Source organism: Pseudarthrobacter siccitolerans (assembly GCF_030823375.1).
GTDB lineage: Bacteria > Actinomycetota > Actinomycetes > Actinomycetales > Micrococcaceae > Arthrobacter > Arthrobacter siccitolerans_A.
Map to the genome: position 1 here is coordinate 330,660 of NZ_JAUSXB010000001.1, position 14,030 is coordinate 344,689.

9 protein-coding genes and 1 pseudogene are annotated in these 14,030 nt (G+C 66.1%); 5 read left to right on the forward strand and 5 right to left on the reverse strand.

From position 1 onward, the window contains the following. Window positions 1–6 precede the first annotated feature (6 nt). Together tal and tkt are read right to left on the reverse strand one after the other, a co-directional pair. Complete coding sequence (tal, locus tag QFZ36_RS01465) at window positions 7–1,122, reverse strand: transaldolase (protein WP_306633342.1); 1,116 nt, start codon at window positions 1,120–1,122, stop codon at window positions 7–9. A 26-nt stretch (window positions 1,123–1,148) separates the two neighbouring features. After that, window positions 1,149–3,266 carry a transketolase gene (tkt, locus tag QFZ36_RS01470; RefSeq protein WP_306639045.1) on the reverse strand — a complete coding sequence of 706 codons (2,118 nt, stop codon included), beginning with the start codon at window positions 3,264–3,266 and terminating at the stop codon, window positions 1,149–1,151. Between the two features lie 540 nt (window positions 3,267–3,806). On the opposite strand from tkt, the gene QFZ36_RS01475 reads away from it, so the two are divergent. Then, complete coding sequence (locus QFZ36_RS01475; RefSeq protein WP_306639047.1) at window positions 3,807–4,763, forward strand: heme o synthase; 957 nt, start codon at window positions 3,807–3,809, stop codon at window positions 4,761–4,763. Window positions 4,764–5,091: 328 nt separating this feature from the next. Beyond that, window positions 5,092–7,452, forward strand: coding sequence for a bifunctional SulP family inorganic anion transporter/carbonic anhydrase (locus QFZ36_RS01480; protein WP_306633344.1), 2,361 nt, complete (start codon window positions 5,092–5,094; stop codon window positions 7,450–7,452). A gap of 131 nt (window positions 7,453–7,583) precedes the next feature. On the opposite strand, the gene QFZ36_RS01485 is transcribed toward QFZ36_RS01480, so the two are convergent. From QFZ36_RS01485 to QFZ36_RS01495, 3 genes are read right to left on the reverse strand one after another with little or no spacing between them, the layout of a single operon-like run. After that, window positions 7,584–8,528: a COX15/CtaA family protein gene (locus QFZ36_RS01485; RefSeq protein ID WP_306633346.1), complete on the reverse strand. Its 945-nt coding sequence runs from the start codon at window positions 8,526–8,528 to the stop codon at window positions 7,584–7,586. 7 nt (window positions 8,529–8,535) lie between these two features. Next, on the reverse strand, window positions 8,536–9,345 hold the full coding sequence (locus QFZ36_RS01490; RefSeq protein ID WP_306633348.1) for an ABC transporter permease: 810 nt from the start codon (window positions 9,343–9,345) through the stop codon (window positions 8,536–8,538). Next, complete coding sequence (locus QFZ36_RS01495) at window positions 9,342–10,310, reverse strand: ABC transporter ATP-binding protein (RefSeq protein ID WP_306633349.1); 969 nt, start codon at window positions 10,308–10,310, stop codon at window positions 9,342–9,344. Before QFZ36_RS01495 ends, QFZ36_RS01490 begins: the two co-directional genes overlap by 4 nt. Window positions 10,311–10,417: 107 nt before the next feature. Between QFZ36_RS01495 and QFZ36_RS01500 the strand changes: the two genes are divergently transcribed. From QFZ36_RS01500 to sufD, 3 genes and pseudogenes are all read left to right on the forward strand, one after another. Beyond that, window positions 10,418–11,260, forward strand: a complete 843-nt coding sequence (locus QFZ36_RS01500) for a helix-turn-helix transcriptional regulator (RefSeq protein WP_373427005.1) — start codon at window positions 10,418–10,420, stop codon at window positions 11,258–11,260. Beyond that, window positions 11,260–12,724 (forward strand): annotated as a pseudogene (sufB, locus tag QFZ36_RS01505) (Fe-S cluster assembly protein SufB). Before QFZ36_RS01500 ends, sufB begins: the two are co-directional and overlap by 1 nt. Window positions 12,725–12,726: 2 nt before the next feature. Next, window positions 12,727–14,010 carry a Fe-S cluster assembly protein SufD gene (gene sufD, locus QFZ36_RS01510; protein ID WP_306633353.1) on the forward strand — a complete coding sequence of 428 codons (1,284 nt, stop codon included), beginning with the start codon at window positions 12,727–12,729 and terminating at the stop codon, window positions 14,008–14,010. The last annotated feature ends 20 nt before the right edge of the window (window positions 14,011–14,030 follow it).

Below are 14,030 nucleotides of genomic sequence, written 5' to 3' on the forward strand. Positions count from 1 at the left end.
AGTCGGTTAGGAAGCCTTCCGTGCGGAGGCGAGGGCACCCTCGACATCGCCGAGCAGTTCCTTCCAGCTGGCCACGAACTTGTCCAGGCCTTCGGATTCGAGGAGTGCGACGACGTCGTTGTACGAGATGCCAAGCTTCTCGAGCGCGTCCAGGGTTGCGTTGGCTTCGGCGTAGGTGCCCGTGATGGTGTCACCGGTGACCACGCCGTGGTCGAAGGTGGCGTCCAGCGTCTTCTCGGGCATGGTGTTCACGATGCCGGGGGCGACGAGCTCCGTGACGTAAAGGGTGTCCGGGTAGGCCGGGTCCTTCACGCCGGTGGAGGCCCACAGGGGACGCTGGGGGAGTGCGCCGGCTTCTGCCAGCAGGGCCCACCGCTCGGTGGCGAAGAGCTCTTCGTAGACCTGGTAGGCCAGGCGGGCGTTGGCCACGCCGGCCTTGCCCTTGAGGGCCTTGGCCTCGTCGGTGCCGATGGCGTTCAGCCGCTTGTCGATCTCGGTGTCCACGCGGGAGACGAAGAAGGAAGCCACGGAGTGGATTTTGGACAGGTCGTGGCCGTTTTCCCTGGCCTGCTCCAGGCCGGCCTGGAAGGCGTTAATGACGGCCCGGTAGCGCTCCAGGGAGAAGATCAGGGTGACGTTGACGCTGATGCCCTCGGCCAGGGTTGCGGTGATGGCCTCGAGGCCCTCGAGCGTGGCCGGGATCTTGATGTGGACGTTGTCCTTGTTAACCCGCTTGTACAGGTGCTTGGCCTCGGCGATGGTGCCTGCGGTGTCCCACGCCAGGCGCGGGTCAACTTCGATGGACACGCGGCCGTCCACGCCCTTGGTGGCTGCCGCCACGGGAGCGAACAGGTCGCAGGCGTCAGCGACGTCAGTGGTGGTGATCTCGAAGATGGTGTCCTCGACGCTGGCGCCGGCAGCTGCCTGCTTTGCGATCGTGGCGTCGTAGTCGGTGCCGGAGGTGATGGCAGCGTGGAAGATGGACGGGTTGGTGGTCACGCCAACCACGTTCTTCTCCTCGATGAGCTTGCGGAGGGTGCCGGTTTCCAGGCGTCCGCGGGAAAGGTCGTCGAGCCAGATGGAGACTCCGGCGTCGGAGAGCTGCTGGGTGGGAGTAGTCATGGTGTTTATCTCCTGAAAATCGGTTGTTAGGCCTGGAGGCCTGCGAGGGAGTCCTTGGCAGCCGCGGCAACTGCTTCCGCGGTGATGCCGAACTCCTGGAAGAGGCGCTTGTAGTCAGCGGAAGCGCCGTAGTGCTCAAGGCTGACGGAACGGCCGGCGTCACCGACGAATTCCTTCCAGCCCAGGGCAAGTCCTGCTTCGACGGAGACGCGGGCCTTGACGGCGGCGGGCAGCACGAGCTCGCGGTAGGCGGCGTCCTGTTTGTTGAACCACTCAACGCAGGGCATGGAGACAACGCGGGCGGCGATGCCTTCGGCCTGCAGGGCTTCGCGGGCCTGGACTGCCAGCTGGACTTCGGAACCGGTGCCGATGAGGATGACGTCGGCCGGGACGGTGGCGCCGTCCTTCGAGGCTTCGGCCAGGACGTAGCCGCCCTTGGCGACGCCGGCAACGGAACCGAACGTGTCGCCGTCGGCTGCGCCCTCGCCGCGCTCCCAGGTCGGGATGTTCTGCCGGGTCAGCACGATGCCGGCGGGGTTGTTGTGGTTCTCCAGCATGGTCTTCCACGCCACGGCCACTTCGTTGGCGTCACCGGGGCGGACAACGTCCAGGCCCACGATGGCGCGCAGCGAGGCGAGCTGTTCCACCGGCTGGTGGGTGGGGCCGTCTTCGCCGAGGCCGATGGAGTCGTGCGTCCAGACGTAGAGGGACGGGACACCCATCAAAGCGCCGAGGCGGATGGCCGGGCGCTGGTAGTCGCTGAAGATCAGGAACGTGCCCGAGAATGCACGGGTGCGGCCGTGCAGGCTGATGCCGTTCACGATCGATGCGGCGGCGTGCTCGCGGATACCGAAGTGCAGGACGCGGCCGTAGGGGTTGCCTTTCCATGCGTCCGTCTGCTTGGAAGCGGGAACGAACGACGGCGAGCCTTCGATGGTGGTGTTGTTCGACTCTGCAAGGTCAGCAGAGCCGCCCCACAGTTCGGGCAGGACCGGGCCGAGCGCGTTGAGGACCTTGCCGGAGGCGGCGCGGGTGGAGACGTCCTTGCCGGCCGGGAACACGGGAAGGGCAGCGTCGAGGTCCTCCGGCAGTTCCTTGGCCTCGATGCGCTGCAGCAGGGCCGCCCCTTCGGGGTTGGCTGCCTGCCAGGCGTTGAAGGACTCTTCCCATTCCTTGCGGGCGGCGGCACCGCGGTCAACGACGGCGCGGGCGTGGGCCAGGACTTCCTGGTCCACGTCGAAGGACTTGGCGGGGTCGAAGCCCAGGATTTCCTTGAGCGCTGCGACTTCCTCGGCGCCAAGGGCAGAGCCGTGGATCTTGCCGGTGTTCTGCTTCTTCGGCGCCGGGTAGCCGATGATGGTGCGCAGGGAGACGATGGAGGGCTTGGAGGTTTCAGCCTTGGCGGCGACGAGCGCGGAGTAGAGCTCCTGCACGTCTTCCTTGTATTCGCCCGTCTTGGTCCAGTCCACGCGCTGGACGTGCCAGCCGTAGGCCTCGTAGCGCTTCAGGACGTCCTCGGTGAAGGCGATGTCGGTGTCGTCCTCGATGGAGATGTGGTTCTCATCGTAGACAACAACGAGGTTGCCGAGTTCCTGGTGGCCGGCCAGCGAGGAAGCCTCGGACGTGACGCCTTCCTGGAGGTCGCCGTCGGAAGCGATCACCCAGATGGTGTGGTCGAAGGGGCTGGTGCCCGGCGCTGCGTCGGCGTCGAACAGGCCGCGCTGGCGGCGCTGGGAGTAAGCGAACCCTACGGAGGAGGCCAGGCCCTGGCCCAGCGGACCGGTGGTGATTTCCACGCCGGCGGTGTGCTTGTACTCGGGGTGGCCCGGAGTCAGTGAACCCCAGGTGCGCAGCGCCTCAAGGTCCTTCAGTTCCAGGCCGTAGCCGGAGAGGAACAACTGGATGTAGAGGGTGAGCGAGGTGTGGCCCGGGGAGAGTACGAAGCGGTCACGGCCCAGCCACTCAGGGTTGCGGGGGTCGTGGCGCATCAGCTTCTGGAAGAGAAGGTACGCGGCCGGCGCCAGGCTCATGGCCGTTCCGGGGTGGCCGTTGCCCACCTTCTCCACCGCGTCCGCGGCCAGTACGCGGATGGTATCCACCGCGCGCTGGTCCAGGTTGGTCCAAGACAGTTCTTGCTCTTCCAAATGTGGCACGAAAACCGGGCCCCTCTCTGTGCTGATGGCAGACGGCACACGGGGTCCGTTTGAAGGCACGCTGTGGGGCGCCCGTTGCGGTGTGTACCAGCCGTTCACCATCGAAACGTTGATCTTTCACTCAGCCACTTGACAGTTTGGGAATGCGTTTTCCACTAGTTCCCTGCTGCGTGCTGATCTGTTGACAGCTTAGCTCTATTCCATTCTTCGGGCCGCCCGAATCTCACGTTTTGGACGCAATTTCCGCTTATATGAATCCTTCTGAAGTGAGGTTGAGTTAATCTGCTCGAATCGGTGCGCGAGCGATCATCAGCACCAAACGCAGGGCGATTGCGGCGGGTGCGCGGCAGGCCGTTGGGAGGGGAGCAGCACGGTATGATATTTGGAGGCCAGTGCCGGGCTGCGGACCTTGTGGCCGCCCGGGACTCCCGGCCGGTGCGCGGATCACGTCAATGATGGTTCCGCCGGTGCCCGGACGGGCAGGGCCGCATGACAAAGCTGGTTAGCCAGACAGAACAGCCAACAGAACGGGTGACTGCCACCGTGAGCACAACAGATACGCCGCTGAACGCATCCCGGTCAAGCGCCGGGATTGCCCGTAAGGCAAAGGCGTATCTCGCCCTCACCAAGCCCCGCGTGATTGAACTGCTCCTGGTCAGCACGCTGCCCACCATGATCTACGCCGAGCGCGGCTTTCCCTCCATCGGCTTGATCCTGGCAACCCTGGTGGGCGGTGCGTTCGCGGCCGGCAGCGCCGGAGCCTTCAACTGCTACATTGACCGGGACATCGACAAGCTGATGCACCGCACCGAGAACCGGCCGCTGGTCACAGGCGAAGTCACCCCGCGTGAAGCCCTGGTCTTCTCGTGGCTCCTGGGCGCCGCCGCCATCGCCATCCTGTGGTTCGGGGCCAACCCGCTGTCCGCCTGGCTCGGCCTGGGCGCCATCTTCTTCTACGTGGTGATCTACACGATCATCCTCAAGCGGCGCACGGCGCAGAACATTGTGTGGGGCGGCGCTGCCGGCTGCTTCCCTGTCCTGATCGCCTGGGCCGCCGTCACCAACTCGGTGGAGTGGCCCGCAGTCATCCTCTTTATGGTGATCTTCCTCTGGACTCCGCCGCACTACTGGCCGCTGTCCATGCGGTACGGCGAGGACTACCGCAACGCCAAGGTGCCCATGCTTGGCGCGATCGCCGGGGCCAAGGTAGTTTCGGTGCAGGTAGTCCTCTACGCCTGGGCCATGGTGGCCTGCTCGCTGCTCATGGTTCCCGCTGGCGGGGCAGGCTGGGTCTACACCGTCACGGCGGTCCTGGCCGGGGCCTGGTTCCTCTACGAATCGCACTCCCTGTACAACCGGGCCCAGCGCGAGGACATCTCGGACAAGCGCGCCATGAAGGTTTTCCACGGCTCGATCAGCTACCTCACCCTGCTCTTTATCGCCCTCGCGGTGGATCCGTTCGTCGGTCCCGCGGTCATGGCCGGCTAACCGGCACAGCGCCTTTTCCTGCCGGGCGCCGGTGGCTGAACGGTGGTTGAGCCTGTCGAAACGAGATTTCGGCACCCTCAATCACCGGCTGTTTTTAAATGCTCAACCACCGATAGCCCTCCCGAACGCCCCATCACCTCTCGCAGGTTTTCCCGGAACGCCCCATCACCTCTCGCAGGTTTTCCGGGAACCCTTCCGCACTCTTGCCGGCTGGTTTCGGCATGCATGGACGTGTGACATTTTTGTCATATCAGTCACTTTTCCTGTCAGCCTTCGTGACTATCTGGTTACTGTGAATGGATCCTGCCCCGCGAGCAAAGGAAAATCCATGGCACAGGCGCCTGATCCCTCTACCGTTCCAACTGCAATTCACAGTCCGCCCGCTCCAGAAAAGGGCTGGAAGGGATTCCGGCGTCCAGCCTTCCTCGGGCATCTCGGCGCCGACATCCCGGCGTCACTCGTTGTGTTCCTCGTTGCCCTCCCGCTGTCCCTCGGCATAGCCGCAGCGTCCGGCGCGCCCATCATGGCCGGGCTTATCGCCGCCGCCATCGGCGGCATAGTGGCCGGCAGCCTGGGCGGGTCGCCGCTCCAGGTCAGCGGACCCGCCGCGGGGCTCACTGTCGTTGTGGCCGGGCTGGTGCAGGAGTTCGGCTGGCAGGTGACATGCGCGATCACCGCTGCGGCCGGCGTCGTCCAGTTACTGCTCGGCATCAGCCGCGTGGGGCGCGCCGCGCTGGCCGTCTCGCCCGTGGTGGTGAAGGCGATGCTGGCCGGCATCGGCATCACCATCATCCTGCAGCAGCTCCAGGTGCTGCTGGGGGCCGAACCGGCCGGCTCGGCGCTGGAGAACCTCGGCGCACTGCCCGGCGCCATTACCAACGTCGAATTGCACGCAGCCCTGCTGGGGCTCACCGTCGTCGGCATCCTGCTGGGCTGGAAGTACCTTCCAGCCGCGGTGCGCCGCGTTCCCGGGCCGCTGGCCGCCGTCGTTACCGGTACTGCGCTTTCGGTCGCGTTCGCTCCGGGAGTCCAGCGCATCTCCTTCGAGGGGTCCATTTTCGACGCCGTTGCGTTGCCGCAGCTGCCCGAGGGCAACTGGCGTGCCGTCGCCTTCGCCGTGATTTCCATGGCGCTGATCGCCAGCATCGAATCGCTGCTGTCCGCGGTTGCGGTGGACAAGATGCACCGCGGGACACGCACCAACCTCAACCGGGAGCTCGTAGGCCAGGGGGCGGCCAACATCGTTTCCGGGTCCCTGGGCGGACTCCCGGTGACGGGTGTCATTGTCCGCAGTGCCACGAATGTGGAGGCCGGCGCAGCCACCCGCGCCTCCGCCGTCCTGCACGGTGTCTGGGTCCTGGCCTTCTCCGCGATCTTCGCCGGACTGATCCAGCTGATTCCGCTGTCCGTCCTGGCCGGACTGCTGGTGGTGATCGGCGCCCGCCTGATCAAGGTTGCCGATATCCGCACCAGCCTGCGCACGGGTGATCTCCTGGTCTACGTGGTGACCCTGCTCTGCGTGGTGTTCCTGAACCTTCTCGACGGGGTCATGATCGGCCTGGCGCTGGCGGCGGCCAGCGTACTCTGGCGCGTGCTGCGGGCCGCAGTCCACGCACATCAGCCCGTCTCGCCGTCGGACCCCTGGCGCGTCACCATCGCCGGCTCCTGCAGCTTCTTCGCCTTGCCCCGGCTGAACCGGGTACTGCATTCGGTTCCTGCAGGGATGGACGTTGTGGTGGAGCTGAACGCGGACTACGTCGACCACGCCTTCCGCGAAGCCCTGATCGCCTGGCAGGACCAGCACCAGGCGGCGGGCGGGACCGTCCACCTTGAGGAACACGGAAATACCCTCTTCCAGGACGCGGCGCACCGGGCACCCCAGCGGCAGGAAGCCCGGGAACTTCCGCTCCCGCCCAGGACATCCTGGCAGGCTGCCGCCTCTGCCGGGGACGGGACCGGGGCTGCCGGGGACGGGGAGCGGACCGCGGATCCGGCCGGACGGCACTCCAGCCCGCTGGGTTCGCTTCTGGAGGGGATCAACAAGTATCACCGGCGGTTCGCCGACCAGGTCCAGCCACTGGTCCAGGATTTGGTCGAGGGCCAGAACCCGGACACGCTGTTCGTTGCCTGCGTGGACTCCCGCGTGAACCCCAACCTGATCACCAGCAGCGGCCCGGGAGACCTCCTGACCCTGCGGAACATCGGCAACGTGGTGTGCCACGAAGGCCAGGACGCCTCGATCGACTCGGCCCTGTCCTTCGCAGTGAAGGGCCTCAACGTGGAATCGATAGTGATCGGCGGGCACTCCAACTGCGGTGCCATGAAAGCACTGATCGAGGACGCCAACGGCAACGGCAACCCCGACTTGGGGGCTGGCTTCGACGCCTGGTTGAACCATGCACGGCCCAGCTACCGGGAACTTGCCGGCCACCCCGTTGCCCGGGAAGCTGCGGCCGCCGGCTACGGCCTAGTGGACCAGTTGGCCATGGTCAACGTCGCTGTTCAGCTGGGCAAGCTGGAGTGCCATCTGCTGGTTGGCCCTGAACTCGCAGCGGGCAGGTTGACGGCAACCGGACTGTTCTACGACATCGCCACGGCCCGCGTGCTGCTGGTGGAGCCGGGCGGCATCCGGTTCCTCGATCCGGCCCTTGCCGCTGCTAAAACAGGTGCAGCGGCCCTTGCCCGGTGACACGAAAGTAGGGCACTGCCTTTAGTGCACAGGCGGTGAAACACCAGCGCCCCCGGTTCGCATCGAACCGGCGGCGCTGGTGTTTTACGGGTCGGGAGGCGTGCTGTGGGGGAGCGACCCAGCCGGGCCCGCTAAGCCACCGGGCTGGATTTGGCGATGTCCCAGGCGTTGGTTGAGGCGACCATCAGCAGCGCGGCCCCGAGCATGTGGGCCGCCACCAGGAGGGCCGGAATGCCGTTGTAGTACTGGGTGAAGCCGATGATGGCCTGGAGGACGGTCACGCCGAGGAGCCCCAGCACAGCGGTGCGGAAGGGCCCGGGGATTCGGCGCAGAAACACCAGGGCCAGTGCCACCACTGTTCCGGCCGTCACCAGGTAGGCCGGCACGGCGTGGATGTGCGAGAAGAGGTCCCAGTCCAGCCCGTTGCGGGGAGCGTCGGCGTCGCCGGCATGCGGACCGGCTCCGGTCACCACAACGCCGAGCATCACGGCAATGGCGGAAAAGAGCGCGACGGCGGCCGTCACCGGGCGCATGATCCCCGGGAGGGCGGGGTGGCGGGCAGTGCGGAACCTCCCGGTCCGGCCGAAAGCACGGTTCACCAGCAGCGTGGCAAACACCACCAGCGCCATGGACACCAGGAAGTGCAGGCCCACCACCCACGGGTTGAGGTTCGTAAGGACCGTGATGCCGCCGATGATGGCCTGCGCCGGAATGCTGGCCAGGAGGCCGAGGGCCAGCAGGAAGAGGTCCCGGCGCTCCTTGCGGAGGTTCCACAGGTACACCAGCATCAGGGCGGCGACCGCTGCCAGGGCGAAGGTCAGGAGCCGGTTGCCGAACTCGATGAATCCGTGGATGCCCATCTCGGCGGTGTTCACCAGCGAGGTATCAGTGCAGCGCGGCCAGGTGGGGCAGCCCAGCCCGGATGCCGTCAGCCGGACTGCTCCGCCGGTCACCACCAGGAGGGTCTGCCCGATTAGCGAGGCAACGGCAAGGCGGCGCACCCGGACATCGACAGAGCGGGGCAGCCGGGACGACAGGCGGTTGACGAACTGGGGGAGGCGTGACGCCGTGCTCACGGATATCTCAATTCCACTTGAACCAACGGATGGCAGCTGCCCCGGCGATGACCGTCCAAAGCAGCAGGATGAGGGCGGCGCCGCCGTTGAGCGTGCCGCCAAGGAAAGCTTCGCGCAGGGATTCGCCCAGGGCACCGGAGGGCAGGAAGTGCACTATTGCCTGCGGGCCGGCGGGCAGCCGTTCCGCCGGGATGACGATTCCGCCCAGGGCGCCCAGCAGGATCCACAGCAGGTTGGTGATGGCAAGCGTTGCTTCCGGCCGTACCGTTCCGGCCACCAAAAGGCCCAGCGCGGTGAAGGCGGCGGCCCCCAATGCCAGGAACAGCAGGCCGGGCGCCCAGCCGGCTGCCTCGGGCCGCCAGCCCAGCGAAAAGGCAACAGCGCCGACGACGGCGACCTGCAGGCAGAGCACGGCAAGGACCGAAAGTGCCTTGCCGGCGATCAGGCCGCCGCGGCCCAGCGGCGTGGTGGAAAGGAAACGGAGCACGCCATAGCGGCGGTCGAAGCCCGTGGCGATACCCTGGCCGGTGAAGGCCGTGGACATTGCGCACAGTGCCAGGATTCCGGGCACGGCGACGTCCACGCGGCTGCCGCCCATGCTGTCCAGGAACGGCGTCACGGTCAGGCCTACGAGGGCCAGGAGCGGCAACACTACTGCCAGGATCAGCTGCTCGCCGTTCCGGAGCATGGCCAGGGCCTCGTATTTGCCCTGCAGCAGCACGCGGCGCAGCAGGGAAGCTGGCTGTTGGATGCCGGACACTCCGCCCAAAGCGGCGAGGGGCGCCTTGCCGGCAGCACCGGACGCTGTCCCGTTCATCGGATGTCCTTTCCCGAGATGTCCAGAAAGACGTCTTCAAGGCTACGCGCCTGCAGGCTCATCGACGCCGGCATGATGCCATGCGCTTCCCACCACGTGGCCAGGGCCGCGAGGTGGGCGGGAGTGAGGCTGCCCGTGACGGTGTAGCTTCCGGGGCGGGTCTCGGAGACGGCGATGCCGTCCGGCAGGACGCCGTCGAAATTCAGCCCGGCAGCAGCCTCGAACTCGAGGGTGCGGATGTGCTCGGCGCCGGCTTCCACGCCGGGATTGCGCTGGAGCAGTTCCTGGACAGTTCCCTCGGCAACGTTCCGGCCGCCGTCGATGATGTAGACGTAGTCGGCCAGCCGTTGGGCGTCATCCATCAAGTGGGTGGTGAGGATGATCCCCATCCCGGCGTCACGAAGTTCGGTGATCAGATCGAACACGAGTTGGCGCGACTGCGGGTCCAGGCCGGCGCTGGGCTCGTCGAGGAACAGGACCTCGGGCCTGCCGATCAAAGCGGCGGCAAGGGCCAGCCGCTGTTTCTGCCCGCCGGAGAGGCGGCGGACGGTGGTCCGGCTGAAGGTGTCGATGCCGAGCCGCTGGATCAGGTCGTCCACGGGCCACGGGCGTTCGTAGAGCCCGGCGATGTGCCGCAGCAGCGGAACAGGCCTGGACGACGGCGGCAGCCCGCCGTCCTGGAGCATCACACCGACGCGGGAGCGGAGGTCCGCCCCTGCCGCGGCCGGGTCCTGGCCCAGCAGTGAGATGGTGCCGCCGCTGCGCTTCTGGAGGCCCTGGGCACACTCGAGGGTGGTGGTTTTTCCGGCGCCGTTGGCACCAAGCAGTGCTGTCACCTGGCCGCGCTCGGCGATGAGGGAGACTCCGCCCACCACCCGGAGCATTTTTCCGTCCAGGCTGGCAAGGGGGCCAACATCCTTAACTAGCCCGCTGATGGACAGAACCGGGGATTGGGGGGATCGCACCCCAGTATTCTACGGGATGTAGTATTTTGCGCGGTCCCGTCCGGCGGTCCGCTCAGGTCAGCCTGTCCTTACTGGAATGCGGGACTAAATTACGACACTATTGTGTTGTGTATTCCATGACCAATGCTACTGCTGTGCCCTTCGCCGGGCACGGGGCCCTCGAGGCTCCCGCAGACCGCGGCCGCCCGGCCGCCGGTCCGGTGGCTGACGCCGACGAGCGCACCCGGGACCGGGTCCTGTCCGCCGTCCTGGAGCACGGACCCGTCAGCGCCGCCGAACTGGGTGACCTGCTGGGCTTCACCCCGGCCGCCGTGCGGCGCCACCTGGACCATCTGTCCCGCGCAGGCGTGATCGAAGTCAAGCGTGTGGCTAGGTCCGGTGCGGGTGCAGGCCGTCCCGCCCGCCGCTACGTCCTCAGCTCGCAGGGCCAGTCCAGCCTGGGCAACGACTACCTCGATATCGCCGCCCTGGCCCTCCAGCAGCTCCAGAAAATGGCGGGCCCGGACGCCGTGCGGGCCTTCGCCGTCGAACGCTTCGCTGACATGGAGCGCCGCTACGCCCCGGAAATCGAAAAGGCCGGACCGGACGTTACCGACCGTGCCAAGGCGCTGGCCGAGGCCCTGAGCCGGGATAATTTCGTCGCGTCGGCAGCATCCATCGAAGCCAAGGCTCCGCTCCCTGCGGCCCTTTCCAGCGTGCAGCTGTGCCAGGGCCACTGCCCCATCCAGCAGCTCGCCGCCCGGTTCCCGGTGTTCTGCGACGTGGAAACCGAAGTCTTCTCACGCCTGGTGGGCGTGGACGTACGCCGGCTCTCCACCCTGGCGCGCGGCGGGCACGTCTGCACCACCCACATTCCCACAGGCAGGCTGTCTGCCCAGGCGCCCACAAGGCTCCCGGCAGCCCCCGCCAGCCTGAATGAAGTAAACAACCATCAGCAAGAAAGGCCGTGATGACGGACCAACTATCAGAGAAAGCAGTCGCCGAAAACACTGTGATCTCGGAGATTCTGGAAAAGAATCCCGAGCTCCACGGCATCGGCAACTACGAGTACGGCTGGGCTGACAAGAACGACGTCGGCGCCAACGCACGCCGCGGGCTCAATGAAGAAGTTGTCCGGGACATTTCGGCGAAGAAGAGCGAGCCGGAGTGGATGCTGGACCTGCGCCTCAAAGGCCTGAAGTACTTCGACCGCAAGCCCATGCCCACCTGGGGCGCGGACCTCTCCGGCATCGACTTCGACAACATCAAGTACTTCGTCCGCTCCACGGAGAAGCAGGCAGCCACCTGGGAAGACCTGCCCGAGGACATCAAGAACACCTATGACAAGCTGGGCATCCCCGAGGCCGAGAAGCAGCGCCTGGTTTCGGGTGTCGCCGCCCAGTACGAGTCCGAGGTTGTCTACCACCAGCTGCGTGAGGACCTGGAGCGCCAGGGCGTCATCTTCCTGGACACCGACACCGCGCTGAAGGAACACCCGGAGATCTTCCAGGAATACTTCGGCACCGTCATCCCGGTGGGCGACAACAAGTTCGCCTCACTGAACACCTCCGTCTGGTCAGGCGGCTCCTTTGTGTATGTCCCCAAGGGCGTCCACGTGGATATCCCGCTGCAGGCATACTTCCGCATCAACACGGAAAACATGGGCCAGTTCGAGCGGACCCTGATCATCGCGGACGAGGACTCCTACGTCCACTACATCGAGGGCTGCACGGCCCCGATCTACACGTCGGACTCCCTGCACTCGGCAGTTGTTGAGATCATCGTGAAGAAGGGCGCCCGCGTCCGCTACACCACCATCCAGAACTGGTCCAACAACGTGTACAACCTGGTGACCAAGCGTGCCATCTGCGAAGAGGGCGCCACCATGGAATGGGTCGATGGCAACATCGGTTCCAAGGTCACCATGAAGTACCCGGCGGTGTACCTCGTAGGTGAGCACGCCAAGGGTGAAACCCTGTCCATCGCGTTCGCCGGCGAAGGCCAGCACCAGGACACCGGCTCCAAGATGGTCCACATCGCGCCGAACACCAATGAGCTCCATCATCTCCAAGTCGGTGGCCCGCGGCGGCGGCCGTGCAGCTTACCGAGGCCTGGTACAGGTCCGCGAAGGCGCCAAGCATTCCGCCAACACCGTGCGTTGTGACGCGCTGCTGGTGGACACCATCAGCCGCTCGGACACCTACCCGTACATCGACATCCGCGAGGACGACGTTGTGATGGGCCACGAGGCAACTGTTTCCCGGGTCAGCGAAGAGCAGCTCTTCTACCTGATGTCCCGCGGCATGCGCGAAGACGAAGCCATGGCGATGATCGTCCGCGGCTTCATTGAGCCGATTGCCCGCGAGCTCCCCATGGAGTACGCACTTGAGCTGAACCGCCTGATCGAACTGCAGATGGAAGGGTCCGTCGGATAACGATGACTGAAATCACTACTGAAAAGGCACGCATCGGCGCGCCCTCAGCCCAGCCGTTCATCAACGGCTTCACCGAAGAAGGCGAGAGCCTCTCACCCATCAACGCGGGCACCAAAGCACCGCTGGCCGGGGATTCGGCGAAGAGCCACTCCCACGGCGGCGGCGTTGGCATCCCGGACAGCTCACGTGCCGGACGCCTGACGTCCTACAAGCTTGCCGACTTCAAGCCGCTCACCGGCATGGAGGAAGACTGGCGGTTCACCCCGCTCAAGCGCCTCCGCGGGCTGCACTCCGAGGTCCTGTCAGGCGCCGCACCCACCGTGGTGGTCACCGGACCCGAGCAGGTCACCGTTGAGAGCGTCGGCCGCGAGGACCAGCGCATCGGTACCGCCGGCATCCCCGAGGACCGAGTGTCCGCCAACGCGTGGGAGAACTTCGCCGGGGCCACCGTGGTGACCATCCCGACCGAGTTCGAGGCGACGACGGAAATCACCGTCGACATCGAAGGCACCTCGCTCGAGGCCGCCGCCCAGCACCTGGTGATCGTTGCCGAGAAGTTCTCCAAGGCAGTGGTGGTCCTGAGCCACAAGGGCTCCGCGGTTGTTTCGGAAAACGTCGAGATCATCGTCGAGGACGGCGCCAGCCTGACGGTCATCACGCTCCAGGAATGGAACGACGACGCCGTCCACGCCTCCTCCCAGCAGGCCAAGATCGGCCGCGACGCCAAGCTCAAGCACGTCATGGTGAGCCTCGGCGGCGACCTGGTCCGCGTCACGCCGTCGGCCCGCTTCACCGCCCCCGGCGGCGAGGCTGAACTGTTCGGCCTGTACTTCGCCGATGCCGGCCAGCACCTGGAGCAGCGCCTCTTCGTGGACCACGCCGTGGCGAACTGCAAGTCCAACGTGCTCTACAAGGGCGCACTGCAGGGACGCAACGCCCACGCAGTCTGGGTTGGCGACGTCCTGATCCGCAAGGAAGCCGAAGGCACCGACACCTACGAGGCCAACCGCAACCTGCTGCTGACCGACGGCGCCCGCGCCGACTCCGTGCCCAACCTCGAAATCGAGACCGGGCTGATCGAGGGTGCAGGCCACGCCAGCGCCACCGGCCGGATGGACGACGAGCACCTGTTCTACCTGATGGCACGCGGCATCCCGGAGGATGTTGCCCGCCGCCTGGTGGTCCGCGGCTTCCTCAACGAGATCATCCAGCAGATCAAGGTCCCCTCCATCGAGGAGCGGCTGACCGAGGCTGTTGAAAACGAACTCGCACTGACGGACAACTAGAAGGCACGGAGCACGGGTTT